This window comes from Streptomyces sp. NPDC050988, assembly GCF_044456225.1.
In the GTDB taxonomy this organism is placed as follows: Bacteria; Actinomycetota; Actinomycetes; order Streptomycetales; family Streptomycetaceae; genus Streptomyces.
Window position 1 is genome coordinate 302,149 of the sequence record NZ_JBITFQ010000005.1, and the last position, 25,648, is coordinate 327,796.

Sequence of the window (25,648 nt, forward strand, 5' to 3'; positions counted from 1 at the left end):
GTCCAGAGGGCGGGTCCCACCTGCGGGAACGCCGGAGGTGGCCCGCATCAGCCCTTGTGAGCGGACTGTGCGACCCCTGAGCCCGGAGGCCCAGGGGTGCGCTTTTTCGGCCATCGGCTCGGCCGTCCACACAGCGGCTGACTCGGCCGGTGACTCGGCCGTGGCCCGACTGGTGAGCCGGGCGGTGAGTCAGCCCGTCAACCCCAACTCCCGCGCGATCAGCATCCGCTGGACCTCGCTCGTGCCCTCGCCGATTTCCAGGATCTTGGAGTCGCGCCACATGCGGGCGACCGGGTATTCGTTCATGAAGCCGTAGCCGCCGTGGATCTGGGTGGCGTCGCGGGCGTTGTCGACGGCGATGGTGGAGGAGTGGAGCTTGGCCAGGGCCGCCTCCTTCTTGAAGGGTTCGCCCGCGACGAGGCGGGAGGCGGCGTCGCGCCAGGCGAGACGGGCCGTGTACGCCTTCATCTCCATGTCCGCGATCTTGAACTGGATCGCCTGGTTCGCGCCGATCGGGCGGCCGAAGGCGTGGCGCTCCTTCGCGTATTTCAGTGACTCGTCCACGCAGCCCTGGGCCAGGCCCGTCGCGAGGGCCGCGATGGCGATGCGGCCCTCGTCCAGGATGCGGAGGAACTGCGCGTAGCCGCGGCCCTCGGAGCCGAGCAGGTTCGCGGCCGGGACGCGGACGTCGGCGAAGGACAGCTCGCGGGTGTCCGAGGCGTTCCAGCCGACCTTCGAGTAGGGGGCCGCGACCGTGAAGCCGGGGGTGCCGGACGGCACGATGATCGAGGAGATGAGGGGCTTGCCGTCCGCGGTACGGTCGGTCACCGCCGTCACCGTGACCAGGCCTGTGATGTCCGTCCCCGAGTTGGTGATGAAGCACTTGGTGCCGTTGATCACCCACTCGTTCGTCGCCTCGTCCAGGCGGGCCGTCGTACGGGTCGCGCCAGCGTCCGAGCCACCGTCCGGCTCGGTGAGACCGAACGCGCCGAGGATCTCGCCCGAGCAGAGACGGGGGAGCCACTCCGCCTTCTGCTCGTCGGTTCCGAAAAGGTGGATCGGCATCGCGCCGAGGGAGACGCCCGCCTCCAGGGTGATGGCCACCGATGAGTCGACACGGGCCAACTCCTCCAGCACGATGCCGAGGGCCATGTAGTCGCCGCCCATGCCCCCGTACTCCTCCGGGAACGGCAGCCCGAACAGACCCATGCGGCCCATCTCGCGGACGATCTCGTACGGGAACTCGTGGCGCTCGTAGAAGTCGCCGATCTTCGGTGCCACGACGTCGTGCGCGAAGTCGGCCACCGTACGGCGGAGTTCGTCGAGTTCGGGGGAGAGGCGGTGGTCGAGAGGCATGGGGATCACTCCTGGTGGGAGAGGGCGCGGACGGTGCGGGACGGGCTGGGTCGGCCCAGTTGTTCGGCCATCCACACGCTGGTGGCGGTGAGACGGTCGAGGTCGACCCCGGTGTCGATGCCGAGGCCCGTCAGCATCCACACGAGGTCTTCGGTGGCGAGATTGCCGGTGGCGCTCTTCGCGTACGGACAGCCGCCGAGGCCGCCCGCGGACGCGTCCACCGTCGTGACGCCGTGCTGGAGCGCGGCCAGGGTGTTGGAGAGTGCCTGGCCGTACGTGTCGTGGAAGTGCACGCCGAGGGAGGGGGTGGCGATGTTCTGTTCGTTGAGCGCCGTGAGGAGCCGGTCCACGTGTCCCGGGGTCGCCACGCCGATCGTGTCGCCGAGGCTCAGCTCGTCGCAGCCCATGTCGAGGAGCGCACGGCAGACCCGTACGACCTGGGGGACGGGCACCGGTCCCTCCCACGGATCGCCGAAGCACATCGACAGGTAGCCGCGCACATGGGCGTCCTGCGCCTTGGCCCGCGCGACCACCGGCTCGAACATCGCCAGCGCCTCGTCCACGGTCCGGTTCAGATTGGCCTTGGCGAAGGACTCCGTGGCACTGGCGAAGACCGCGATACGGGTCGCGCCGAGGGCCAGGGCCCGGTCCAGGCCCCGTTCGTTCGGTACGAGGACGGGGAGGGCCGTGCCCGAGAGGTCGCCCAGGTCGCGGACGAGGGGGAACAGCTGCTCAGCGTCGGCCAGTTGGGGCACCCACTTGGGGTGTACGAAGCTGGTCGCCTCGATGGTGGTGAGGCCCGCGTCGGCCAGCCGCCGTACGAACTCCGCCTTGGTCTCCGTCGGGACGGTCGCCTTCTCGTTCTGCAGTCCGTCGCGGGCGCCGACCTCGTGGATGCGGACGCGGGCCGGGAGGCCATCGGCCGGTACGGCCATGGGCAGGCCGAGTTCGGGGGTGGTCATGCCTTCTCCTCCTCCTGCGCTTCCTGCTCCTCCGGGGATTCATCCCGTGGCGCGACCACGGCCAGGATCTGGTCCATGGCGACCGTCGTGCCCGGGGTGACGTCCAGCTCGGTGACGGTGCCGGCGTGCGGGGCGGAGATGACGTGCTCCATCTTCATCGCCTCCACCACCAACAGGCTCTGCCCGGCGGCCACTTCGTCCCCGACGGCCACCTTCACGACGGTCACCGTGCCGGGCATGGGCGCGGTGAGGGAGTCCGCGCCCGCGTGCGCCGCGCCGGTGAGGGAGGCGGCGACGGGGTCGTGGTCCAGGAGGTTCCAGGCGTCACCGTCTCGGCCGAGCCAGGTGCCGGCGTGGTGGAAGGTGTGGGTCCGGCCGGCGAGGTGGAGGGTGACGGTGGGTTGCTGTGACAGGCGGTTCTCTTCCCCAGACCCACCCCTTCCCGAAACTGGGGGCAGGCCCCCAGACCCCCAGGAGATGGCGGCTGCGCCACCGGACTCGTGGACGGGTTCGGCTGCGCCGGCGGGCCCGCCATGGCGCCGGGCTGCGCCCTCGGCGCCCGTGAGGGAATCGGCTGCGCCGTCAACGCCGTCGAGCCGGAACTCCGTTCCGTCGATCCGGAACTCCGTCCCCTCCTCCGTGCTCCGCACGCGGACGGTCACGGGGTCGTGCCCCGGCACCCGCAAGTGGTGCACCGTCCATGCCGGTTCGCCGCCAAGGCGCCAGCCGCTCGGCACCGAGAACGGGTCGACCCATGCGGACCCACTCAGCCCGCTCCCACCCAGCCCGTCCGGCGTTTGAGGACGAGGCCGTTCAGGCCGATTGGCGGGGGTCTGGGGGCGCAGCCCCCAGCTTCGGGAAGGGGCGGGGCTGGGGAAAAGAGCCGCTTGTCGCAGCAACCCGCCGACCACGTACACCTCCGGCGGAACCCCGGTCGAAACCAGCCCCTCGACCTCCCGCTCCACCAACCCCGTGTCCAACTCGCCGGCAACAACCGCAGGATGGCCCAGCAACCTCCGGAGGAACCCCGCGTTCGTCTGCACCCCCAACGTCACCGTCCCCGCCAACGCCCCGCGAAGCCGCCGCAGCGCGGTCGCCCGGTCCGGCCCGTACGCGATGACCTTGGACAGCATCGGGTCGTACAACGACCCGACCTCCGTGCCCTCGGACAGCCCCGAGTCCGTACGGATGCCGTCCCCCTGGGGCTCGTGCAGCCGCAGGACCGTACCGCCGGACGGCAGGAACCCCCGCGCCGGATCCTCCGCACAGATCCGGGCCTCGACGGCATGCCCGGTGAGCGTGATGTCTTCCTGGGCGAAGCCGAGTCGCTCGCCCGCCGCCACCCGCAACTGCCACTCCACCAGGTCGATCCCGGTGATCATCTCGGTCACCGGATGCTCGACCTGGAGACGCGTGTTCATCTCCATGAAGTAGTACGAGGACACGGGGGGTTCGGGGGGTGTCCCCCCGATGGGCACAGTGACGCCCGGCATGATGAACTCGACCGTGCCCGCGCCCGAGTACCCGCAGGAGCGGGCCGCCTGGACGGCCGCCTCGCCCATCGCGGCCCGGGTCTTCTCGTCGAGGAAGACGCTGGGCGCCTCCTCGATGATCTTCTGGTGGCGGCGCTGGAGGGAGCACTCGCGCTCGCCGAGATGTACGACGTTTCCGTGGCCGTCCGCCAGGACCTGGATCTCGATGTGCCGGGGCCGGTCGACCCACCGCTCGACGAGGAGCGTGTCGTCGCCGAAGGAGGCCCGCGCCTCCCGCCGTGCGGCGGCGATCTCGTCCGCCAGCGCGGAGGCGTCCCGAACGAGCCGCATGCCCTTGCCGCCCCCGCCCGCCGACGGCTTCAGCAGCACGGGCATCCCGATCTCCCGGGCGGCAGCGGCCAGTTCGGCATCGGACAGCCCACTACCCGAAGACCCCGGTACCACCGGAACCCCCGCCGCCTTCACCGTCTCCTTGGCGCGGATCTTGTCGCCCATCAGCGAGATGGCGTCCGCCGGAGGACCGATGAAGACGAGCCCCGCGTCGGCGCACGCCTGCGCGAAGTCGGCGTTCTCCGCCAGGAATCCGTACCCGGGGTGCACCGCCTGCGCCCCCGTCCTGGCAGCCGCCTCCAGCAGCCGCTCCGCCGACAGATAGCTCTCGGCGGCCGACGCCGGACCGATCCGTACCGCCGTGTCCGCCTCGCGCACATGCCGGGCGTCCGCGTCGGCGTCGGAGAAGACGGCCACCGAGCGGACGCCCAGCGACCGGAGCGTACGGATGATCCGTACGGCGATCTCGCCCCGGTTGGCCACAAGTACCGTGTCGAACATCGTCGTCCGTTCCCTCGCATCCGTACCCTCATGACCGCTCCGCACGTCCGTCCCCCTCACATCCGGAAGACGCCGAACTGGGGGTCGCCCAGCGGGGCGTTGGCGCACGCGGTCAAGGCCAGTCCCAGCACCTGCCGGGTCTCCATCGGGTCGATCACACCGTCGTCCCAGAGCCGGGCCGTGGCGTAGTAGGCGTTGCCCTGGGTCTCGTACTGGGCGCGGATCGGAGCCTTGAAGGCCTCTTCCTCATCCGTCGGCCAGGACTCGCCGCGGCCCTCCAACTGGTCGCGCTTGACGGTCGCGAGGACCGAGGCGGCCTGTTCGCCGCCCATGACCGAGATCTTGGCGTTCGGCCACATCCACAGGAAGCGGGGGGAGTACGCCCGGCCGCACATCGAGTAGTTGCCCGCGCCGTACGACCCGCCGACCACCACCGTCAGCTTCGGGACGCGTGTGCAGGCGACGGCCGTGACCATCTTCGCGCCGTGCTTGGCGATGCCCCCGGCCTCGTACTGACGGCCCACCATGAAGCCCGAGATGTTCTGCAGGAAGACCAGCGGGATGCCGCGCTGGTCGCACAGCTCGATGAAGTGGGCGCCCTTCTGGGCGGACTCGGAGAACAGGATGCCGTTGTTGGCGACGATCCCGACCGGGTGGCCGTGGATCCGGGCGAAGCCGGTGACGAGGGTCTGCCCGAACTCCGACTTGAACTCCGCGAAGCGTGAGCCGTCCACGACGCGTGCGATGACCTCGCGCACGTCGTACGGGGTGCGCGAGTCGACCGGCACCGCGCCGTACAGCCCGGCCGGGTCCACCTTCGGCTCGATGCCCTGCGTGACCGACCACGGGAGGGGGCCGCGGTCGGGGAGTGTGGAGACGATGGTCCGTACGATCCGCAGCGCGTGCGCGTCGTCCTCCGCGAGGTGGTCCGTGACGCCGGAGACGCGGGAGTGGACCTCGCCGCCGCCCAGCTCCTCCGCCGTGACGACCTCGCCGGTGGCGGCCTTCACCAGGGGCGGGCCGCCGAGGAAGATCGTGCCCTGGTTCCGCACGATCACGGCCTCGTCGCTCATTGCCGGGACGTACGCCCCGCCGGCCGTGCACGAGCCGAGGACGGCCGCGATCTGGGGGATCCCGGCGCCCGACATCCGGGCCTGGTTGTAGAAGATCCGGCCGAAGTGCTCGCGGTCGGGGAAGACCTCGTCCTGCATGGGGAGGAAGGCGCCGCCCGAGTCCACCAGGTACACACAGGGGAGGCGGTTCTCCAGCGCCACCTCCTGCGCGCGCAGGTGCTTCTTCACCGTCATCGGGTAGTACGTGCCGCCCTTGACCGTGGCGTCGTTGGCGATCACCACGCACTCGCGGCCGCTCACCCGGCCGATCCCGGCGATGACGCCCGCGGCCGGGGCCTGCCCGTCATACATCCCGTCGGCCGCCAGCGGGGCCAGCTCCAGGAGGGGCGAGCCGGGGTCGAGGAGTGTGTCCACGCGGTCGCGCGGCAGCAGCTTGCCGCGGGCGGTGTGCCGGGCGCGGGCCCGCTCACCGCCGCCGAGACGGGCCGCGGCCAGCTTGCCCCGCAGCTCGTCGACGAGCGTGCGGTGCGCCTCCTCGTTGGCCCGCCAGGCCTCCGCCGCGGGGTCCCCCGCGGTCGTCAGCTCCGGTGCCTCGTGCATTCTGCGGTCCCCTCACCCGGTGGTCACCGGTCCATGAACCAAGCCGTCACCGGTCCATGAACCAAGGTCTCGTCGGCCCATGAATCAAGTTAATGAGCGTTAACGCGTTTCCTTCAGGTTAACGAGCGCTAACCTCTCTGTCTAGAATTACGTGCATGGCCACGAGAACCGACGCCCCCACCCGCCGCGAGCAGATCCTCAAGGAGGCCGCGCGGCTCTTCGCCGAGCGCGGTTTCCACGGGGTCGGGGTCGACGAGATAGGGGCGGCGGTCGGCATCAGCGGCCCCGGCCTGTACCGGCACTTCCCCGGCAAGGACGCGATGCTCGCCGAGCTGCTGGTGGGGATCAGCGGGCAGCTGCTGACCGGCGGCAAGCGCCGCCTGGCGGAGTCCGACGGGAATCCCGAGGCGCTCCTCGACTCGCTCATCGAGGGGCACATCGACTTCGCGCTCGACGACCGCCCCTTGATCACCCTGCACGACCGTGAGCTGGACCGCCTCCGGGACAGCGACCGCAAGCTGGTCCGGCAGCTGCAGCGGCAGTACGTCGAGCTGTGGGTGGAGGTCGTCCGCGAGGTCTTTCCCGGCCTGGCCGAACCGGCCGCCCGCTCGGCGGTGCACTCGGTGTTCGGACTGCTGAACTCCACCCCCCACCTGGGCCGCCCCGGCGCCCTCCCGGGCCGCGCGGGGACGGCGGAGCTGCTGCACCGGATGGCGAGGGGGGCCTTCGCGGCAGCCGCGGCGTGACGAGCGTTACGGGGGTCCTCCTCTGGACGCTGCCGCCTACCCGCCGGTACGGTGATGTTCTGAGCAAGCGCTTAGACATGGACTCATGAGCCAGGTGGAGGTGGCGGCGGTGCGCCGTACGGTGTTCAACGAGGATCACGAGGCGTTCCGGGAGACCCTCCGGGCCTTCATCGAGGCCGAGGTCGTTCCCGTCTACGACGAGTGGTTCGCGGCCGGCCAGGCGCCGCGCGACTTCTACTACAAGCTCGCCGAGCTGGGCGTCTTCGGCATCCGCGTGGACGAGGAGTTCGGCGGCGCCGGCATCGACTCGTACAAGTTCGAGGCCGTGATGTACGAGGAGACCGCCCGCGCGGGTGTCTCCTTCGGCGGCTCCGGTGTGCACGTGCTGCTCGGCCTGCCCTACATCAAGGCGCTCGCCACCGACGAGCAGAAGAAGCGCTTCCTGCCGAAGTTCGTCTCCGGCGAGGAGATGTGGGCGCTGGCGATGACCGAGCCGGGCACCGGCTCCGACCTCGCGGGCATGAAGACCACCGCGAAGCTCTCCGAGGACGGCTCGCACTACGTCCTCAACGGGGCCAAGACCTTCATCACCGGTGGCGTGCACGCCGACCGTGTGATCGTCTGCGCCCGTACGTCCGCGCCGACGGCCGAGGACCGCCGCTTCGGCATCTCCCTCTTCGCCGTGGACACCAAGGCCGAGGGCTACTCGGTGGGCCGCAAGCTCGACAAGCTGGGTCTGAAGACCTCCGACACCGCCGAGCTGGCGTTCGTCGACGTGAAGGTGCCCGTCGAGGACCTGCTCGGCGAGGAGAACAAGGGCTTCTACTACCTCGGCGGCAACCTGCCCTCCGAGCGCTGGGGCATCGCCTTCGGCGCGTACGCGCAGGCCGCGGCTGCCGTCCGCTTCGCCAAGGAGTACGTGCTGGAGCGGACCGTCTTCGGCAAGCCGGTCTCGCACTTCCAGAACACCAAGTTCGAACTGGCCGCGTGCCAGGCCGAGGTGGACGCCGCGCAGGCCGTCGCCGACCGGTCCCTGGAAGCCCTCGACGCGGGCGAGCTGTCGCCCGCCGAGGCCGCGTCCGCGAAGCTGTTCTGCACCGAGGTCGCGCACCGCGTCATCGACCGCTGCCTCCAGCTGCACGGCGGCTACGGCTTCATGAACGAGTACCCGATCGCCCGCCTGTACGCGGACAACCGCGTCAACCGCATCTACGGCGGCACCAGCGAGATCATGAAGTCGATCATCGCCAAGGACATGGGTCTGTAAGGTCCGCGAAATTACCGCACGGTACAACCGACCCATGAGCAAGGCACTTGAAGCCCTGCTCGATCTGCTCGACCTCGAGCAGATCGAGCAGGACATTTTCCGCGGCCAGTCCCGGTTCGCCGTCGTCCCGCGCGTCTTCGGCGGGCAGGTCGCCGCGCAGGCACTGGTCGCCGCGGGGCGTACGGTGCCCGACGACCGGTTCGCCCACTCGCTGCACGCGTACTTCCTGCGCGCCGGGGACGCGGGCGCGCCGATCGTCTACACCGTCGACCGGATCCGCGACGGCCGGTCCTTCACGACCCGCCGGGTGGTCGCCGTCCAGCACGGCCAGCCGATCTTCCACCTCTCCGCGTCCTTCCAGACGTACGAGGAGGGCATGGAGCACCAGGCCGACATGCCGGCCGCGCCCGATCCGGAGACCCTGCCGACGGCGGCCGAGCTGCTGCCGAAGTACGTCGACCTGTACCGCGAACAGGGTGTCGTGGAGCGGCTGTTGGAGGCCCGCGAGGCCGTCGACCTCCGCTATGTCGACGCGCCGCCGTTCGCCAGCGTGGGGGAGGAGCGCGAGCCCCGCTCCCAGGTGTGGTTCCGCACCAACGGCAAGCTCGCCGACGACCCGCTCCTGCACGTCTGCCTCGCCACGTACGTCTCCGACATGACGCTCCTCGACTCCGTACTACTCGCCCACGGCCGCGGCGGCTGGGTCACGGGAGACGTCGTCGGCGCTTCCCTGGACCACGCGATGTGGTTCCACCGCCCGTTCCGCGCCGACGAATGGCTCCTGTACGACCAGGAGTCACCGTCCGCTTCCGGCGGCCGGGGCCTCGGCCAGGCCCGTATCTACACGCAGGACGGACGACTGGCGGTCACGGTGATCCAGGAGGGGGTTGTACGGGTTCCTCGGGGATCCTGATCCTGATCCGGGGGCGGTGAGGTCAGCTCCTCGACGCGTACGTCACGAAGTCCGCCCACACGCCCGGCGCGAGCGCGAGTTGAGGGCCGCCGCATTCGTTCTTGGAGTCACGGACGTGCACCGCGTTGGGGGCGAGGGCGGGGGCGGGGGACGAGGGCGATCTCGACGCAGGAGTTGCCGTCAATGCCCTGTCGGACCGCTGGGGTGTCGAACTGGGCCCCGTCCCCCGAAAAACCGTATGGGCGGAGCTCGGCCTCGCGCCGCACTCACCGGAGCCTGAGGGCGTGTGTTCCGGTGGGCCTGGCGCTCTTCCCAAAGAAACACGAGGCGGAAAGAAACCTCACCAAGCCCCACCCCTCCCGCCCACGGCGGGCGCTCACTCGCGCGAGTGAACATCACCAACTGGGCTGGCTTCGGGACAGGTTGGCTGCTCTACGCTCAGCGCGGCACCACACAACCGCAGCAGCCGCGCAATCGCAGCAGCCAAACAACCGCAGACATGCGACGGCCCCCGCCGGGACGGCAATCCCAGTGCGAGGGCCTGACCACAGAGGAAGATCGGACCTTCCTGATGGATACCCAGAAGCCTAGCGTGCGCCCGCACGCCCAGGCCCGTCCCACGGGCGAAAACCACCCGCCCCGGAGCGCCTGCGCGAACACCCGCCCGGGCGGCGGCATCGTGCACGACAACTCACGCCACACCACCCGTTTTACGGTCGTCGGCAACCACCTCGCCCAGCACCCGGAGCTGTCCGGGCTGGCCATCGGGCTCGGCGTCCACATCCAGTCGCTGCCCACCGGGGCCCGGGCCGACATCAAGACCCTCGCCGCCCGCTTCCCCGAGGGGCCGACCCGTATCGCCGCCGCTCTGCGCGAACTGGAGGCCCACGGCTACCTGCGCCGCACCCGCGAACGCACTGAGAGCGGCCGGATCATCACCCGCACAGTCTCCTGCAACCAGCCGGGGCGACATGGGGACGCGACCGACCACGTGCCCGACGACGTGACCGGCCCCTCAGCCAGGCCCCCGGCCCGGAGGGCGGCCGACCAGCGGAAACAGCCCACACGCCGCGCACTCCCCGCCGTACCGAAGCCCGCGTACGCCTCCCCGGACCTCCTCCGGACGGCCATCGACGTCCTGGCGGGCCTCCGTCGCGAGGACCCCCGCCTGCTCCTCTCCGCCACCGATGCCGAGCACCTCGCCCCCGGTGTGGCCGCCTGGCTGGAGCGCGACCTCACCCCCACCGCCGTACGCGACGCCTTGGCCTCCGATCTGCCACCTGAGCCCCTGCGCCGCCCGGCCGCGTTCCTGGCCCACCGCCTCGCGGCCCAACTCCCGCCGCTACCTCCGTACCGCGCTCCCGAACAGCCCCCGTCCGTCAGACACCCGCTCCGCAACTGCGACAGCTGCGACCGCGCCTTCCGCGCACCCGAACCCGGCCGCTGTCGCGACTGCCGTTCTCGTACCCACCTGCCCGCGGCCGTCTGAACTCAGTCCGTAGAACTCAGACCGTGTCTGTGTCTGTGTCCGTGTCGGTGTCCGTGAGGCCCGCCGCCTCCAGCAAGTACGCCGTCATCGGGTCGTAGAACCGGGGGCTCGTGACGTGGTCGTCCATGGGGATGGTCACCTGGACCGTGCCCTCGGACTCCGCGAGGAACAGGGCCGGGTCGTTGCAGTCGGCGTAGCCCATGGAGTCGATGCCCAGCTGGCCCGCGCAGCCCGCCCAGCCGTGGTCGGCGACGACCAGGTCGGGCAGCGGGCGGCCCTCGCCCTCCAGGCCCTTCAGGATCGCGCGCATCGGCTCGCCCGAGTGGGTATGCCACAGGGTCGCGCCGTGCTCCAGGACCGCGACGTCCGCGAACTGGAAGACGTATCCCTCGTCCGTGGTCAGGCCGTCCGGGATCACGACGATCTCGCAGCCGGCGGAGCGCAGGGCGGCGGCGGTGGCGCGGTGCACGTCGAGGAGGCCGCCCGGGTGGCCCGTCGCGAACAGCACGCGCTGCTTGCCCGCTGCCGCCTTGCGCAGCCTGCCCGCCATCCGCTCCAGGGCGTCGACCGTCAGGTCCGGGTCGATGGTGTCCTGGCCGTAGCGGTACTCCGGGTCGTCGTTCACGCCGCACCGCTCGGCCATGACCGCCAGGACGTCCTGCTCGTCGGTCCAGCGGTCGCCGAGCTCCAGGCCGAGCCAGTAGTTGCGGTCGCCGTTCGCCAGCTTGCGGTAGTGGGAGAGGTTGTTCTCGCGGGGGGTGGCTACGTCGCCCGCGATACGCGTCCGTACGAGGTGGTCTACGAGGTCGGCGCGGCGGGGGGTCCCGGGTATCGGCATGCCCCCCATTCTGCCGGTGCGCTCCGCTGGGTGGCGCCGGTGTATCGAACCGTGGGACATGGGTCACTCGGGGTTTGGGGCGGGGTTGAGTGGGGCGGGCGGGGTTGTGTGCCGGGTGCGGGTGGTGTGTGGCTTGTCGCGCAGTTCCCCGCGCCCCTGAAAAGCGGGGCTGCGCCCCTGCGTTTCAGCCCGTACGGCGTTTGAGGACGCCGCCGTCTTACGCGTGTCGCAGCGCGAACCACAGCTCCATGCGGACGTCCGGATCGTCCAGGTCCGTGGAGAGCAGGGTCGCGCAGCGGGCGATGCGTTGGCGGACCGTGTTGCGGTGGACGGAGAGGGCGACCGCCGTGCGGTCCCAGCTGCCGTGGAGGGAGAGCCAGGTACGGAGGGTCTCCGTGAGGGCCGGGTTCGCGGTGATGGGGGCGAGGACTGTTCGGGCGTGGGCGGCGGCCTCTGCCAGGGGGACCAGGTCGGCGAGGCCCGGGTGTTCGCCGTGGCGGACCAGGCGGGTGCGGGTCGCCCTCGCGCGAGACAGGGCACGGCCCGCCTGTGTGTCCGCGGACGCCCACTCCCGCGGGCCCACCGGGGCGCTGACCCCGCATGTCCAGCCCGGCTGGACGGCCAGTTCGCGGTGGCCCGCGGGCACGAGGACCCGTACGACGTCACCGTCCACGTCCACCAGCGCCGAACCGAGCGCCGCCCCCAGCGCGGACGCGGTCACGGCGTCCGGCGCCGGACCGTCCGGCCGCGCGTGCACCACCACCCAGCGCTCACCCCCGCCCAGCAGCGGAGCTACCTCCTCCGGAGCGGCGCCCAGCAGTAGCCGCACGAGGGCCGAGGAGCGGGCGGCGCCCGTGCTGCTCTGGTGCTCCCCGGTGAGGAGGGAGAGGAGTACCGCACCCACGGACGCGATCGTGTGGTCGCCGGGGTCGCGGCGCGGGGCGGCCACGCCCAGCACGAAACCCTGCCCGGTGCCGAGGGCGTACGCGGCGAGGTGTACGCCGGCGGCGGTGTCACTCGCGGAGGTGGGGGAGGGGGAGGGAGAAGGAAGGGAGGAGTGAGGGGATGGGCTGGGGCCGGCCGCCGAACCGCCGCCCGAACTGGATCTGCCGCCCGAACTGGATCTGCCGACGAGCCCGGATCTGCCTCCGCGAGCGACACCGCCTCCGACCCCGGAACCGCCTCCCGTCCCGGAACCGCCCCCTGTCCCGGAATCGCCTCCGGCCCTGGTACCTCCTCCAACCCCGGCACCGCCTCCTGTCCCGGAACCGCCCCCGACCCCGGATCTGCCCCCGACCCCGGAACCGGATCCTGCCCCGGAACCGCCCCCCACCCCGGAACCGCCCCCGGTCGCCGGTCGCACCACCGCCACCAGCCCCGCCAACGCCCCGCTCACCTCAGTGCCCGTGCCAACCCCCGGCATCCGCCCCGCCGAAGCCACCTCCCCGCCGTCCGGGGCGTACAGCGTGGCCCGGCCGCCCACCCGCTGGGCGAGTTGGCGGAGGACCGACGGGACGGGGTCCGGGCGGGCCGCGGCGGCGGCCAGGCTCTGCTGGGCCTCCGTGACGCGGCGGAGTTCGGTGTGGCGGGCCTGGGCCATGAGCTGCCAGACGGCCCGGGCCACGCCGGAGAAGGTCGTGCGGGGCGGGACCTCCACCAGCGGCAGCCCGTAGTCGTCGCAGGCCACGACGAGGGCGCGCGGGACCGTGTCGTGCACCGGGGCCACGCCGAAGCCGAGGGCGGCGCCGCCCGCCTCCACGATCCGGGAGACGTAGTCGTCGAAGTAGGTGCCCGAGCCCGCCGCCTCCGGCACGTGCACTCCTGCCGTGAGCAGCAGCTCGCCGCCGAGCAGATACGGGTACGGGTCCGCCATCTCCGAGGTGTGCGCCCAGTGGATCACCGTGGCCGAATACTGGGGCCCCGCGATCTGCCGCAGCCCGAGGTCCTCCCGGGCCAGCAGGGCGGCGAGAGGGACGGGAGGTGTGGGTGGGACCGCAGGGGCGGGGCCTGGAACGGCAGGGTCCGGCATGGTGGACGTTTCCTCCATCGGATCCGGTGACTGTGGATGAAACGTACACTTCTTCGTTGCTTTCCGGCCACCTAGGGTCGTCCCCACCGGAGGCCGCGGGTACGGGCGGATGTCCCCGCGAACCGGCCACGCGAACACGTCAAGCGAACACGCACGCGACGCCACGCGCGGTCAGCCACCGGCGAACCCCCAGCACACACCCACCCGCACGACACGCCACCGAACGCGCGAAGAGGAGCCCCCAATGGCCGTCGACTACACAGTGATCGTCGTCTATCTGGTCGGCATGCTGGCCATGGGCTGGTGGGGCATGCGCCGCGCCAAGTCCAAGAGTGAGTTCCTGGTCGCCGGGCGGCGGCTCGGCCCGACGATGTACTCCGGCACCATGGCCGCGATCGTCCTCGGCGGCGCGTCCACGATCGGCGGCGTCGGCCTCGGCTACCAGTACGGGCTCTCCGGCGCCTGGATGGTCTTCACCATCGGCCTCGGGCTGCTGGCCCTGTCCGTCTTCTTCTCGGCCCGCATCGCCCGGCTGAAGGTCTACACCGTCTCCGAGATGCTGGATCTGCGGTACGGCGGCCGGGCCGGTGTCATCTCCGGCATCGTCATGTGGGCGTACACCCTCATGCTCGCGGTCACGTCGACCATCGCGTACGCCACGATCTTCGACGTCCTCTTCGACATGAACCGCACGGTCGCGATCATCCTCGGCGGCTCGATCGTCGTCGCGTACTCGACGCTCGGCGGCATGTGGTCGATCACCCTCACCGACATGGTGCAGTTCGTCGTCAAGACCATTGGTGTGCTGCTGCTCCTGCTGCCCATCGCGGTCGTCAAGGCCGGCGGGTTCAGCGAGATGAAGGCGCAGCTGCCCACCGAGTACTTCGACCCGCTGGGCATCGGCGGCGAGACGATCTTCACGTACGTACTGATCTACACGTTCGGCATGCTGATCGGGCAGGACATCTGGCAGCGCGTGTTCACCGCGCGCAGTGACACCACGGCCAAGTGGGGCGGCACGGTCGCGGGTACGTACTGCCTGGTGTACGCGCTCGCCGGTGCCGTCATCGGCACGGCGGCCAAGGTCCTCTACCCGAAGCTGGGCAGCGCGGACGACGCCTTCGCGACCATCGTCAAGGATGAACTCCCGGTGGGCGTGCGGGGGTTGGTCCTCGCTGCCGCGCTCGCCGCCGTGATGTCCACCTCCTCCGGTGCCCTCATCGCCTGCGCGACCGTCGCCAACAACGACATCTGGTCGCGGCTGCGCGGAGCCGTCACCACCGCCTCCGACGCCACCGCCTCCGGCACCATCGCTTCCGACGAGGAGCGCGACGAGGTCCGGGGCAACCGCGCCTTCATCCTCATCATGGGCATCGCGGTGATCTGTACGGCCATCGCGCTCAACAACGTCATCGAGGCCCTGACCGTCGCGTACAACCTGCTCGTCGGCGGTCTCCTCGTGCCCATCCTCGGCGGCCTGCTCTGGAAGCGCGGCACCGCCCAGGGGGCCCTCGCCGCCGTCGTGGTCGGCGGCCTCGCGGTGATCGGCCTGATGGCGTCCTACGGAATCCTCGCCAACGAACCCATCTACTACGGGCTCCTCTCCTCCCTGGCCGTCTACGTGATCGTCTCGCTGGCCACCCCGGCGACCGACGCGGCCGTCCTCGCCGCCTGGCGCGAGCGGCTCGCGGGCCGCACCTCCGAACCCGTGTCCGAATCGGTTCCGGCTCACCAGTAGAGTCGGAGAAGCAGCACATACGCGATGAAGCGTGTGAATCGCAGGAAAGAAGGCATTACCCCCATGAGCAGTTACGAGACGCCCCGCGGCCCCGTCGACTCGTCCCGCGTGCCGCGGTTCGCGGGCCCGGCGACCTTCGCCCGGCTGCCCCGGCTCGACGAGGTCGGCACCACCGACGTCGCCGTCGTCGGTGTGCCGTTCGACGCGGGCGTCTCGTACCGGCCAGGGGCCCGCTTCGGCGGCAACGCGATCCGCGAGGCGAGCCGGCTCCTGCGCCCGTACAACCCGGCCCAGGACGCCTCGCCCTTCGCTCTCGCCCAGGTCGCGGACGCCGGTGACATCGCCGCGAACCCGTTCAACATCAACGAGGCCGTCGAGACCATCGAGGGCGCCGCCGACGAACTCCTCGGCACCGGCGCCCGGTTGATGACCCTCGGCGGCGACCACACCATCGCGCTGCCACTGCTGAGGTCCGTGGCCAAGAAGCACGGGCCCGTCGCGCTGCTCCACTTCGACGCGCACCTCGACACCTGGGACACGTACTTCGGCGCGGAGTACACCCACGGCACCCCGTTCCGCCGGGCCGTCGAGGAGGGCATCCTGGACACGGAGGCCCTCTCCCACGTCGGCACGCGCGGCCCGCTCTACGGCCGGCAGGACCTCACCGACGACGAGAAGCTCGGCTTCGGCATCGTCACCTCCGCCGACGTCTACCGGCGCGGCGCCGACGAGATCGCCGACCAGCTGCGTCAGCGCGTCGGCGACCGGCCGCTCTACATATCCATCGACATCGACTGCCTCGACCCGGCCCACGCGCCCGGCACGGGCACGCCGGAGGCGGGCGGCATGACCTCCCGCGAACTTCTGGAGATCCTGCGCGGCCTGGCCTCCTGCCACCTGGTCTCCGCCGACGTCGTCGAGGTCGCCCCCGCGTACGATCACGCCGAGATCACCTCCGTCGCCGCGTCCCACACGGCGTACGAACTGACCACCATCATGTCCCGCCAGATCGCGCAGGCCCGCGAGAAGAACGTGCAGGCGCCCGAGGAGAACGACGCCAAGTGACCCACGACCACGACCTGGTGCTCCGCCCGACCGCCGCGCAGACGGAGGCCGCACTCAACCCGCCGCCCGGACGCAACGGCGGAGACCTGGTCGTGGAGACCCTCACCGGTCTCGGCGCGACCACCGTCTTCGGCCTGCCCGGCCAGCACGCGCTCGGCATGTTCGACGCGCTGCGCCGCTCCGACCTCGCCTACATCGGCCTGCGGGTCGAGAACAACGCCGGGTTCGCGGCCGACGCCTACGGCCGGATCACCGGCGAGGCCGCCCCGCTGCTCCTGTCGACCGGCCCCGGCGCGCTGACCTCGCTGGCCGCGCTCCAGGAGGCCGCCGCGGCATCGGCACCCGTTCTCGCCATCAGCAGCCAGATCCCGACCGCCGGGCTCGGCGGCGGACGCCACGGCCATCTGCACGAACTCCCGGACCAGCAGGCCTCGTTCAGGGGCGTCGTGAAGTCCGTCCACACGGTCCGTACGCAGTCGCAGATCCCCTCCGCGATCGCCGAGGCCTGGGAATCGGCGCTCACCGCCCCGCACGGCCCGGTCTGGGTCGAGATCCCGCAGGACGTGCTGCTCGCCGAGACGTCACTGCCCGTCGTCACGGCCGTGGACGCCGCGCCCCACGACCTCCCGCCCCGCCCCGAACTGACCGCCGTGGCAGCCCACTTGCTCTCGAAGGCGGCCCGCCCCGCGATCATCGCGGGCGGCGGAGTCGTACGGTCCGACGCGTCCGGCAAGCTGCGGCAGCTCGCCGAGCGGCTCAACGCGCCCGTCGTCACCACCTTCGGCGGCAAGGGCGCCTTCCCCTGGAACCACCCGCTCTCCCTCCAGTCCTGGCTGGAGGACCGGCACACCACGGACTTCTTGGAGGACGCCGACGTCCTGCTCGTCGTCGGCTCGGGGCTCGGCGAACTGTCCTCGAACTACTACACGTTCAAGCCCCGCGGTCGGGTCATCCAGATCGAGGCCGACCTCGGCAAACTGGAGTCCAACCACCCGGCCCTCGGCATCCACGCGGACGCCCGCCTCGCCCTGTCGGCCCTGCTCGAAACCGTGCCCGAAGGGACTGTTCCCGTACGGGAGGACGCGACGGACGCGGATGACGTGGAGGACACGGAGGACGCGACGGCGGCCGACCGCGTACGTGGCGTGCTCGATCTCGTCCGTGAGCGCATCGACTCTCAGGAACTCGCCCTGGAACAACGGGTGTTGGCCGCCGTCCGCGAGGCCCTGCCCGACCGGTCGGCCAGCTTCTGGGACATGACGATCCTCGCCTACTGGGCCTGGTCCGCCTTCGACGCCCGCCGGCCGAACACCATGCACTCCGCCCAGGGCGCGGGCGGCCTCGGCTACGCCTTCCCGGCGGCCATCGGCGGCGCGGTCGCCGACCCGACCCACCCGGTCCTCGCGGTCTCCGGCGACGGCGGCGCGCTGTACTCCATCGCCGAACTGGCCACCGCCCGGCAGCACAACCTCGACGTGACCTGGCTCATCGTCGACGACGGCGGCTACGGCATCCTGCGCGAGTACATGACCGACGCCTTCGGCCAGTCCACGGCGACGGAACTGTCCCGCCCCGACTACGTGGCGCTCGCCGAGTCCTTCGGCGTACCCGGCGTACGGACCACCCCGGAGTCACTCGCCGACGACCTCGCCAAGTCCCTTGCCACGCCCGGCCCTTCGGTGGTCGTGCTGCCGGCGCTGCTGCGGATGTTCGCGCCGACGCACCTGGACTGAACCGCCCCTGACCCGGAGATCCGGCCCGGACATGACGGTGGGGCGGCACGAGGCCGCCCCACCGGCATGTCCGTGGACCGCTCGCTCAGCGCAGGTACGCGCCGAAGTGCGCCGCCGTGGCGGGCGCGCCGAGGTCACCGGCGCCGAACGCGAACGACGACGTGGCGGTGAGGCCGCTCGCCGTGCCCTTCAGCACCCAGACCGCGCCGTTCTGGGCGTTCTCGGCCGTGGAACCGGCCGCGAGGTCGGAGTGACCGTCGCCGTTGAGGTCAAGGAGAGCGGTGGTCACACCGAACTCGTCGCTGTTCTCGGCGACTCCGGGGATACCGGCGGTGTTCTGATGGAAGGTCTTCGTTCCGGCGCCCGTGGCGCCGGAGGCGCTGCCGGGGACCAGGGCGATCGAGCCGGCGTCGTAGATGTCGCCGATGTCCTCGCCCGGGATGCCGAGCGCGATGTCGGCGTAGCCGTCACCCGTGACGTCCGCGACCGAGACCGACCCGCCGATCTCGTCCTCCTCTTCCTCGACTCCCGGGAACCCGGGGCTGTCCTGGTTGAAGGTCTGGACGCGGTCCGAGGACAGGCCCGTGGCCGAACCGAGAGCGACCTTGACGGTGCCGCTGCCCCAGTCGTTGCCGACCACGACGTCGTCGAAGCCGTCCTTGTTGACGTCCCCGACGCCGGTGCCCGTCTTGTTGCCGGCGGCCTCACCGGGGACCCAGCCGCTCTTGAAGCCCGTGCTGCCGCCACCGAGGAGCAGGCGGTTGCCGTAGACGCCGTCGCCCTTGTACTCCCAGACAACGATGTCGTCCTTGCCGTCACCGTTGACGTCACCGGTCTCGGTGGAGGTGTAGGGGCCGCTGATGGAGTCGGCGTCCTCCTCGCAGCCGCCGTTGGTGGCGCAGGAGGCGTCGTCGGCGTCGTAGCCCCACCACAGGGACTTGTCCAGGACGGGCAGGACGGCGGTGGGTGTGCCGGTCCGCGAGATCGGGCCCTTCCACACGGCGGCGGCGCTGCTGGGGGCTTCGTCGCCGAAGGAGGACACCTGCTCGAACAGGGCGAGGTCCGTCTTGCCGTCGCCGTCGAAGTCACCGGCCGTGGGGGACTGGCCGTACCCGGCTATCGCCGTGCCGCCGGTGAGTCCGGAGGCGGAGCCCCACAGGACGACGGAGCCGGCCTTGCCGCCCGAGATCACCAGGTCGCTGAAGCCGTCGCCGTCGAGGTCACCCTTGGTGAAGTTGGTCCCGAAGCGCTCGCTCGCGACGGCGGAGCCGGGAACGCCGCTGGTGGAGCGGCTGATGAGCTTCTTGTTGGCGGCGGAGACCCCATTGGCGGAGCCGTACGTGACGGCCACGTAGCCCGCCTTGGTCTTGCTGGAGATCGTGGCGTCCGGGGCCGACACGACCAGGTCGGCGTATCCGTCGCCGTTGAAGTCGTCCTGCGCGTCCGCGGACCCGGTGGCCGCCTGCGCCGAGGCCCCGGTGAGGGCCATGGCGCCGAATCCTCCGGCGAGCAGCACCGCGGCTGCCAGGGGTGCGGTGAGCGCGGTACGAGTTCGGCGGTGTGCTCGGGACATACGTAAGCCTTTCGAGTCGGTCGGTTCTGCACGCGGAATGCCGCGTTCAGTCAGTTCGACTCGATCGGAGCGCCCCCAGTTGTACGCCCCAATGTCATGGATTCGTAACCGAGGGGACAGGTGTGGCGCTGAACTCCCTTTCTGTCACAGGGAGTTCAGCGCGGGTCACCGTCGGTCTACCAGATCGCCTCGACCCACTCGGGGTGGTCGATGAACGGGTTCCGGTTGCCCTGGTAGTTCGAGTAGATGAGTTCGTTGCGGCGCTCTTCGGAGGCGCTGGGCGGGTCCGCCTCGTTCCACCGCTTCAGGACCGAGAGGCGGCCGTGGTAGGGGACGCTGCCGTTGGTGACGGCGTCGTTGGGCTCCAGGTCCTCCCAGGCGTCGTCGCCCTCGTAGCGGACGGCCATGTAGAGGATCATGCGGGCCACGTCACCCTTGACGGCGCTGCGGGGCTCGAAGGAGTTCGAGTCGGTGAGGCTGCCGCCGCTGTTGGTGAAGCTGCTGCCGCCGGTGTCGAAGTCCTTGTTGCCGCGGATGCTGTTGACCTGGACGTCCTCGGGGCGCAGGTGGTGCAGGTCCGTGCCGGGGCCGGCCGAGGTGCCGAAGTCGCCGTGGGACTGGGCCCACACGTGCTCGCGGTTCCAGTTGCCGGTGTTGCCGCCGTTGAGCGTCTTGCTCCGCGAGATGCCGGAGTACAGCAGGATCACGTTGCTGCTGTTGTTCGGGTCCTGGTCGGTGACCTTCAGCGCCTCCCAGACCGCGGCGTACGAGATCTTGGTCTGGTCGCTGATGATCGTGTGCAGCGAACTCTTGAGGGCCGTGCCGGTCTTGCCGATCGCGCCCGCGTAGTACGTGTCGTCGTACGCGGTGGTCGTCGCCGCGGCGGGGGTCGCGGCGACCGTCGGGAGCGTGAGGCCGACGAGGACGGCGGAAACGCCTACCGCCAGCGCCTTCCAACTGCCTTTGTGCGCAACGGACATGGGGGTGCCCTTTCCCGGGAACGGCACGCGCCGGGACGCGGGGGGCCGGCTCAACGGACCCGCGTTCTACGCGTGTTGACACTTCGGTCAATCGGGAGCGTGACATGGACATGGGGTCGCTCGTGTAACCGGGAGGAGGCGTTTGTGTGACGTTCTCGCATACAGCGCAACCCCTGGCCGTTGCCGGTCCAGGGGCTGCGTGACGCGAGGGTTCTCCCCAATTGTGGGAGGGATTGCCCTAATTGACGTCCGAGGCGTCCAGGCGGTAGAGCGCCTGGGTGTTCTGAGTGCTCTGGGAGTCGGTGGAGGAATCGGACGACGAGGAGTCGGTGCCGCCGTACTCGCTCGCCTTCACCGCCGTCGCGTGTTCCTGGACCCAGGCGGTCACCTCGGAGCTGGCGCTGTCGCCGCCGCCCATGCCGCCACCGCCGCCGCCCATGCCGCCGCCGAGCACGATGTAGTGCAGCTCGCCCTTCTTCACGAGCTCCTTCAGCTTGGCGAGGGTCATGGCCTTGTCGCTGCCGGACCAGCCCCACATGGAGATGACGGGCTGCTTGGTGCTGACGATCAGCTGGGCCGCGCTCTGCGAACTGGACACCGCCACCAGCCACTTGGCGCCGTCGCGGTGCTTCTCCAGGTACGTGACCATCGCGCTGTCGGCGCCACCGCCGGGACCGCCGCCCATGCCACCGCCGCCGCCCATGCCGCTGGGCCGGGAGGCGGCGTCGCCGCCCTGCTCGCCGGTGCCGGAGGTGCCGTTGGGCGGGGTGCCGGTCTGGCCGTTGCCCTGCTCCTGGCTACCCTGTTGCTGGCCGCCGCCGGGCAGCTGGCCGTTGGGGGCGCCGCTGGGGGTGCCGCCGGGCGGCGTACCCGTCTGGCCGCCGGCCGGGGCCTCGCCACCCGCCTGCTGGCCGCCCTGCTGCTGGCCGCCCGGTGCCTGGCCGCCACCGCCGCCGGGGAAGCCGCCCCGGCCACCGCCGCCACCGCCGCCGGGTCCGCCGCCCATGCCGCCGCCCGTGGTGGGGCCGGCCGTCGGGTTGGTACCGCTCATGCCGCCGCTCGAACCCGCGGTCACCGAGGCCGCGTACGCGGTCGGTCCGGCGAGGGAGGCGGCGACGGCCGCGGTCAGGGCGACGGCGAGCAGTCGTACGCGCCGGCCCGACCGGAAGAGGAGGAGCCCGGCGATCGCCAGGACCATCACCGCGGCGATGGTCGGCCACAGCCAGGAGTTCCAGCCGGAGGCCCGGCGCAGCAGCACCACGGCCCAGATGCCGGTGGCCGCGAACGCGACGGGCAGGACCCACAGCCACTTCTTGTCGGTCCGGAAGGCGTGCAGGAGCATCAGCCCGCCGCCTCCGCACAGCGCCGCGATGCCGGGGGCGAGGGCGGTCGTGTAGTAGGGGTGCATCGTGCCTTCGGCGAGGCTGAAGGTGAGGTAGTGCAGGGCGGTCCAGCCGCCCCACAGGACCAGTGCGGCCCGCGTGAGGTCCGTACGAGGGGCGCGACCGCGCAGTACCAGGCCGCCGACGAGTGCGACGCCAGCGAAGGGGAGGAGCCAGGAGATCTGGCCGCCGAGCACATCGTTGAACATCCGGCCGATCCCGGCGGTCCCGGAGAAGCCGCCTCCGCCACCGCCTCCACCGCCGCCGTTGCCCTCGCCGCCGAGGACGCGGCCCAGGCCGTTGTAGCCCATGATCAGGTCCCAGGCGGTGCCGTCCGTCGAGCCGCCGATGTAGGGCCGGTCGGAGGCGGGCACCAGCGACACGGCCGCCGCCCACCAGAAGCTGGAGACGGCGAGGGCGACCGCGGCGATGGCGAGGTTGCGTACTCGGCGCAGCCAGCCGCCCTGGGCCGCGTACAGGTAGACCGCGAAGACGGCGGGCAGGGCGATGTACCCCTGGAGCATCTTGGTGTTGAAGGCGAGGCCGAAGCAGACGGCCGAGCCGACGAGCGGCAGGAGCCTGCCGTTGTGGACGGCGCGCAGGGCCAGGGCCGCGCCCGCGACCATCAGGAAGACGAGCAGCGTGTCCGGGTTGTTGTCGCGGTTGATGGCGACGGTGATCGGGGTGAGGGCGAGGACCAGCGTGGCGACGGCCGCGGCGCCGTGTCCCCAGACCCGCTTGACCGACGCGTGCAGGATCCAGATCGTGCCGAGGGCGGAGGCGACCAGCGGCAGCATCATCTGCCAGGTGCCGTACCCGAAGACCCGGCAGGACAGCCCCATCACCATCAGGACGAAGGGGGGCTTGTCGACGGTCATGAAGTTCCCCGCGTCCAGCGACCCGAAGAACCACGCCTTCCAGCTCTGCGTACCGCTGTACACGGCGGCGCTGTAGAAGCTGTTCAGGCTGGACGAGGAGAAGTTCCAGGAGTACAGCACCCCGGCCAGGACCATGATCGCGATCAGCGCGGGGAGGGACCAGCGCGGTGGCTTCCCGGGCCGCGCGCCGGTCTCGGCGGGAGGCGGGGAGGAGGCGGCCGGGTCTGCCGCGGGGGCGGTCCGGGCGGCCTCGGGGGCGTGGGGGTACGGATCGGTGGCAGATGTCACGCGTGCATCGTGCGAAAGCGGTGTGGGCGAGAGCTGTGGTGAACCTGGGGCCCGGCTGTGAGTGGGGGAAGGGAGGTCCCATGGAAGCGTATGAACACGTAAAGGGCCGACGGTCAAGGTTCGCCGCCGAGGGCGGGGGCGAACGGCTCCTCCGAGCCGTCGGCCGGTTCGGACGGTACGTTCTCGGGCACGTTGACGTATCTGGCGCCGGGCAAGCTGATGGTGGGGGAGCGGGCCTTCTGGGTCGCGGAGGACACGGTGATCCAGGGCGGCGACATCTGCGGTGACCCCGAGACCGCGGAGGCGGAGAAGTGCCCCGCCGACGACCTGGACGCCGCCGCCGAGGCCGGCAACCTGACGGTGGAGGCGACGATCAAGAAGGGGATCGCCGAGAGGGTCACCCAGAAGTAACCGAAGCAGCCGCAGTCGCAGTCGCTGCTGCAGCCCCAGCCGCCGCCGCAGCCCCAGCAGCGCGCGGCCGCTGTCGCGCGAGGAGGACCCGGAATCCCCTCTCCAGGCCGCCCCGGGCATCCCGGTTCCGGGCCGCCCCGCCCATCCGGGTTCCGGGCCGCCCCGGCATTCCGCTTCTGGGCCCCGAGGCCCTGTCTCCAGGGCTTCAGGGCCGCCCAATTCCCCTTCCGGAAACCCGCGTACAACCCCCGGCCACCCCGGTGAGTCGAGAGAGGCGAGTGTGCCGAGGCGCGCTCGTTCGTACCCGAGGGATGGAAGTACTCGATGACTCACCGGATATCCCGGCGTACCCGTGTGTTCTGCGCGGGCCTCGGCGCCGGGGTCCTAGTGCCGCTCACCGTGGCCGTGACACCAGCGACCGCGGCCGCGACACCGCAGGCGACCTGCACGTCGAACCAGTCGGCCCTGGCCACCAAACTGCAGAAGGACATCACCACGGCCCTCGCGAACCGCAGGGGCACCGTGGCCGTCGGCCTCCACGACCGGAGCACCAACACCACCTGCACGCTGAGACCGACCCAGGCCTATGACTCGGCCAGCGTCGTCAAGGTGACCGTCCTCGCCACGCTTCTGTGGGACGCCAAGAAGGCCAACCGCTATCTCACCCAGCGGGAGTCCGATCTGGCCACCGCCATGATCACCAAGTCGGACAACACGGCCACGACCAAGCTCTGGAACCAGCTGGGCACGACGAAGGTGAAGGGCTTCCTCGCCGCGGCCGGCATGACCCGGACCAGACCGGGAGCGAACGGCTACTGGGGCCTCACCCAGATCACCGTCCAGGACGAGCAGAAGCTCCTCGCGCTGCTCACCGCCAGGAACACGGTGCTGAGCGACAACTCCCGGGCCTACGTACTCAAGCTCATGGGCAGGGTCGTCTCCTCGCAGCGCTGGGGCACTCCGGCGGGAGCCCCCTCCTCCGTCGCCGTCCATGTGAAGAACGGCTGGCTGTCCCGCTCCACGCACGGCTGGCGGGTCCACAGCGTGGGCACCTTCAAGGGGGCCGGCCACGACTACACGATCTCGGTCCTGACCCACGGCAACAGCACCATGAACTACGGGGTGACGACGATTCAGGCCGTGGCAAAAGCCATCCACAAGGACCTCGTGCCGACCGGAGCGAAGCGCTACACGCCCACGACCGACCCTCAGGAAGCCTTCCCGGCGGTGCCCACTTCATGATCATCTGGCTCAACGGCGCCTTCGGCGTGGGCAAGACCACGACCGCCGGGCAACTCACCACCCTCCTGCCGGACTCCAGGCTCCTGGACACCGAACAGATCGGCTACATGCTCTGGCACGTCCTGGGGAAGCCGGCCCGCGACTTCCAGGAATTCCCGCCGTGGCGCGGGCTGGTGGTGGAGACCGCGCGTCAGGTGCTCGACCATGTGGGCGGCACGCTGGTCGTGCCGCAGACCGTGCTGGAGAAGCCGTACTGGCGTGAGATCCGCACGGGACTGGTCCAAGCGGGCATTCCCTTACGCCACTTCGTCCTCCACGCCGACCACAACACGCTCGTCGAACGCATCCAGAACGACACGGACCCGGAGGGCGTCGGCTCCCGCCGGCGGCGCCTGGACCATCTCCACGACTACGACGAGGCACTGCTCTGGCTGCGTGGCGAGGCCGAGTTGATCGACACCACCGGCGTCCCGCCGGCCACGGTCGCGAAACTCGTCATGACGACGGTCCGGCATCAGGGCGCCCCCGAGATGAGGGAGAACGTCCACCCGGGCTTCCCCAAGGGCTCACCAAGGAGTGCTAGAAAACCCCGATGACCTGCGGAGTTCGGCAAAAAGAAGCGATTCTCCGGTGCAACCCTCGGCCCCGGTCCATGGTCTGAACAGGTGATCGGAAACAACACCTGCCACACCCGTCACAGACCGCACGGACAGCGCAGACCGCGCGTACAGCACAGACCGCACAGGCCGCACCGGCCGTCC

General features: G+C 70.9%; 20 protein-coding genes. 10 read left to right on the top strand and 10 right to left on the bottom strand.

From position 1 onward, the window contains the following. Positions 1-189 precede the first annotated feature (189 nt). From ACIBEI_RS15165 to ACIBEI_RS15180, 4 genes are read right to left on the bottom strand one after another with little or no spacing between them, the layout of a single operon-like run. Positions 190-1,356, bottom strand: coding sequence for an acyl-CoA dehydrogenase family protein (locus ACIBEI_RS15165; RefSeq protein ID WP_398888766.1), 1,167 nt, complete (start codon positions 1,354-1,356; stop codon positions 190-192). 5 nt (positions 1,357-1,361) lie between these two features. After that, on the bottom strand, positions 1,362-2,318 hold the full coding sequence (locus ACIBEI_RS15170) for a hydroxymethylglutaryl-CoA lyase (RefSeq protein WP_398888768.1): 957 nt from the start codon (positions 2,316-2,318) through the stop codon (positions 1,362-1,364). Further along, positions 2,315-4,642, bottom strand: coding sequence for an acetyl/propionyl/methylcrotonyl-CoA carboxylase subunit alpha (locus tag ACIBEI_RS15175; protein WP_398888770.1), 2,328 nt, complete (start codon positions 4,640-4,642; stop codon positions 2,315-2,317). Before ACIBEI_RS15175 ends, ACIBEI_RS15170 begins: the two co-directional genes overlap by 4 nt. Before the next feature lie 56 nt (positions 4,643-4,698). Next, positions 4,699-6,315 carry a carboxyl transferase domain-containing protein gene (locus tag ACIBEI_RS15180; protein ID WP_398888772.1) on the bottom strand — a complete coding sequence of 539 codons (1,617 nt, stop codon included), beginning with the start codon at positions 6,313-6,315 and terminating at the stop codon, positions 4,699-4,701. A gap of 155 nt (positions 6,316-6,470) precedes the next feature. On the opposite strand from ACIBEI_RS15180, the gene ACIBEI_RS15185 reads away from it, so the two are divergent. The 3 genes from ACIBEI_RS15185 (at position 6,471) to tesB (ending at position 9,241) form a co-directional block, all read left to right on the top strand. Beyond that, positions 6,471-7,061 carry a TetR/AcrR family transcriptional regulator gene (locus tag ACIBEI_RS15185; RefSeq protein ID WP_398888774.1) on the top strand — a complete coding sequence of 197 codons (591 nt, stop codon included), beginning with the start codon at positions 6,471-6,473 and terminating at the stop codon, positions 7,059-7,061. A 109-nt stretch (positions 7,062-7,170) separates the two neighbouring features. Beyond that, positions 7,171-8,328 (top strand): acyl-CoA dehydrogenase family protein, encoded by a 1,158-nt coding sequence (locus ACIBEI_RS15190; protein WP_189843518.1) that lies wholly within the window; start codon positions 7,171-7,173, stop codon positions 8,326-8,328. Positions 8,329-8,362: 34 nt separating this feature from the next. After that, positions 8,363-9,241 carry an acyl-CoA thioesterase II gene (gene tesB / locus ACIBEI_RS15195; RefSeq protein WP_398888776.1) on the top strand — a complete coding sequence of 293 codons (879 nt, stop codon included), beginning with the start codon at positions 8,363-8,365 and terminating at the stop codon, positions 9,239-9,241. A gap of 22 nt (positions 9,242-9,263) precedes the next feature. Here tesB and ACIBEI_RS15200 read toward each other — a convergent pair whose 3' ends face one another. Next, on the bottom strand, positions 9,264-9,362 hold the full coding sequence (locus ACIBEI_RS15200; protein ID WP_398888778.1) for a DUF397 domain-containing protein: 99 nt from the start codon (positions 9,360-9,362) through the stop codon (positions 9,264-9,266). Positions 9,363-9,812: 450 nt separating this feature from the next. On the opposite strand from ACIBEI_RS15200, the gene ACIBEI_RS15205 reads away from it, so the two are divergent. Continuing rightward, positions 9,813-10,730 carry a helix-turn-helix domain-containing protein gene (locus tag ACIBEI_RS15205; protein WP_398888780.1) on the top strand — a complete coding sequence of 306 codons (918 nt, stop codon included), beginning with the start codon at positions 9,813-9,815 and terminating at the stop codon, positions 10,728-10,730. Between the two features lie 16 nt (positions 10,731-10,746). Here ACIBEI_RS15205 and ACIBEI_RS15210 read toward each other — a convergent pair whose 3' ends face one another. Together ACIBEI_RS15210 and ACIBEI_RS15215 are read right to left on the bottom strand one after the other, a co-directional pair. Further along, complete coding sequence (locus tag ACIBEI_RS15210) at positions 10,747-11,568, bottom strand: phosphatase (RefSeq protein WP_398888782.1); 822 nt, start codon at positions 11,566-11,568, stop codon at positions 10,747-10,749. 217 nt (positions 11,569-11,785) lie between these two features. Continuing rightward, on the bottom strand, positions 11,786-13,597 hold the full coding sequence (locus tag ACIBEI_RS15215; RefSeq protein WP_398888784.1) for a PucR family transcriptional regulator: 1,812 nt from the start codon (positions 13,595-13,597) through the stop codon (positions 11,786-11,788). Between the two features lie 244 nt (positions 13,598-13,841). Here ACIBEI_RS15215 and ACIBEI_RS15220 point away from each other — a divergent pair, with 244 nt between their 5' ends. The 3 genes from ACIBEI_RS15220 to ACIBEI_RS15230 all read left to right on the top strand — a co-directional run bounded on the left by ACIBEI_RS15220 (position 13,842) and on the right by ACIBEI_RS15230 (position 18,133). Beyond that, a complete protein-coding gene (locus ACIBEI_RS15220; protein WP_398888786.1) occupies positions 13,842-15,335 on the top strand; it encodes a sodium:solute symporter in 1,494 nt (497 codons plus the stop codon). 63 nt (positions 15,336-15,398) lie between these two features. After that, a complete protein-coding gene (gene speB, locus ACIBEI_RS15225) occupies positions 15,399-16,400 on the top strand; it encodes an agmatinase (protein WP_398888788.1) in 1,002 nt (333 codons plus the stop codon). Continuing rightward, on the top strand, positions 16,397-18,133 hold the full coding sequence (locus tag ACIBEI_RS15230; protein ID WP_398888790.1) for a thiamine pyrophosphate-binding protein: 1,737 nt from the start codon (positions 16,397-16,399) through the stop codon (positions 18,131-18,133). The genes speB and ACIBEI_RS15230 overlap by 4 nt, the downstream gene beginning before the upstream one ends. Before the next feature lie 85 nt (positions 18,134-18,218). Here the strand turns inward: ACIBEI_RS15230 and ACIBEI_RS15235 are convergent, their stop codons facing one another. The 3 genes from ACIBEI_RS15235 to ACIBEI_RS15245 form a co-directional block, all read right to left on the bottom strand. Beyond that, complete coding sequence (locus ACIBEI_RS15235) at positions 18,219-19,706, bottom strand: FG-GAP and VCBS repeat-containing protein (RefSeq protein ID WP_398888792.1); 1,488 nt, start codon at positions 19,704-19,706, stop codon at positions 18,219-18,221. Between the two features lie 176 nt (positions 19,707-19,882). Beyond that, the gene (locus tag ACIBEI_RS15240) at positions 19,883-20,686 is read right to left on the bottom strand and encodes an endonuclease I family protein (protein ID WP_398888794.1); all 804 of its coding nucleotides are present in this window, start codon (positions 20,684-20,686) and stop codon (positions 19,883-19,885) included. A 238-nt stretch (positions 20,687-20,924) separates the two neighbouring features. After that, complete coding sequence (locus ACIBEI_RS15245; RefSeq protein ID WP_398888796.1) at positions 20,925-23,234, bottom strand: ArnT family glycosyltransferase; 2,310 nt, start codon at positions 23,232-23,234, stop codon at positions 20,925-20,927. 192 nt (positions 23,235-23,426) lie between these two features. Between ACIBEI_RS15245 and ACIBEI_RS15250 the strand changes: the two genes are divergently transcribed. From ACIBEI_RS15250 to ACIBEI_RS15260, 3 genes are all read left to right on the top strand, one after another. Further along, on the top strand, positions 23,427-23,645 hold the full coding sequence (locus tag ACIBEI_RS15250; RefSeq protein ID WP_398888798.1) for a hypothetical protein: 219 nt from the start codon (positions 23,427-23,429) through the stop codon (positions 23,643-23,645). A 324-nt stretch (positions 23,646-23,969) separates the two neighbouring features. Continuing rightward, positions 23,970-24,887, top strand: a complete 918-nt coding sequence (locus tag ACIBEI_RS15255; protein WP_398888799.1) for a serine hydrolase — start codon at positions 23,970-23,972, stop codon at positions 24,885-24,887. Continuing rightward, a complete protein-coding gene (locus ACIBEI_RS15260) occupies positions 24,884-25,483 on the top strand; it encodes an AAA family ATPase (RefSeq protein WP_398888801.1) in 600 nt (199 codons plus the stop codon). Before ACIBEI_RS15255 ends, ACIBEI_RS15260 begins: the two co-directional genes overlap by 4 nt. Positions 25,484-25,648 lie beyond the last annotated feature (165 nt).

What these genes read in the sequence shown, in the direction of transcription:
- ACIBEI_RS15240 (WP_398888794.1), bottom strand. Translation starts at nt 20,686, where the DNA reads ATGTCCGTTGCGCACAAAGGCAGTTGGAAGGCGCTGGCGGTAGGCGTT.
- ACIBEI_RS15205 (WP_398888780.1), top strand. Translation starts at nt 9,813, where the DNA reads ATGGATACCCAGAAGCCTAGCGTGCGCCCGCACGCCCAGGCCCGTCCC.
- tesB (WP_398888776.1), top strand. Translation starts at nt 8,363, where the DNA reads ATGAGCAAGGCACTTGAAGCCCTGCTCGATCTGCTCGACCTCGAGCAG.
- ACIBEI_RS15215 (WP_398888784.1), bottom strand. Translation starts at nt 13,597, where the DNA reads ATGCCGGACCCTGCCGTTCCAGGCCCCGCCCCTGCGGTCCCACCCACA.
- ACIBEI_RS15180 (WP_398888772.1), bottom strand. Translation starts at nt 6,315, where the DNA reads ATGCACGAGGCACCGGAGCTGACGACCGCGGGGGACCCCGCGGCGGAG.
- ACIBEI_RS15220 (WP_398888786.1), top strand. Translation starts at nt 13,842, where the DNA reads ATGGCCGTCGACTACACAGTGATCGTCGTCTATCTGGTCGGCATGCTG.
- ACIBEI_RS15235 (WP_398888792.1), bottom strand. Translation starts at nt 19,706, where the DNA reads ATGTCCCGAGCACACCGCCGAACTCGTACCGCGCTCACCGCACCCCTG.
- ACIBEI_RS15260 (WP_398888801.1), top strand. Translation starts at nt 24,884, where the DNA reads ATGATCATCTGGCTCAACGGCGCCTTCGGCGTGGGCAAGACCACGACC.
- ACIBEI_RS15175 (WP_398888770.1), bottom strand. Translation starts at nt 4,642, where the DNA reads ATGTTCGACACGGTACTTGTGGCCAACCGGGGCGAGATCGCCGTACGG.
- ACIBEI_RS15255 (WP_398888799.1), top strand. Translation starts at nt 23,970, where the DNA reads ATGACTCACCGGATATCCCGGCGTACCCGTGTGTTCTGCGCGGGCCTC.
- ACIBEI_RS15185 (WP_398888774.1), top strand. Translation starts at nt 6,471, where the DNA reads ATGGCCACGAGAACCGACGCCCCCACCCGCCGCGAGCAGATCCTCAAG.
- speB (WP_398888788.1), top strand. Translation starts at nt 15,399, where the DNA reads ATGAGCAGTTACGAGACGCCCCGCGGCCCCGTCGACTCGTCCCGCGTG.
- ACIBEI_RS15170 (WP_398888768.1), bottom strand. Translation starts at nt 2,318, where the DNA reads ATGACCACCCCCGAACTCGGCCTGCCCATGGCCGTACCGGCCGATGGC.
- ACIBEI_RS15210 (WP_398888782.1), bottom strand. Translation starts at nt 11,568, where the DNA reads ATGCCGATACCCGGGACCCCCCGCCGCGCCGACCTCGTAGACCACCTC.
- ACIBEI_RS15165 (WP_398888766.1), bottom strand. Translation starts at nt 1,356, where the DNA reads ATGCCTCTCGACCACCGCCTCTCCCCCGAACTCGACGAACTCCGCCGT.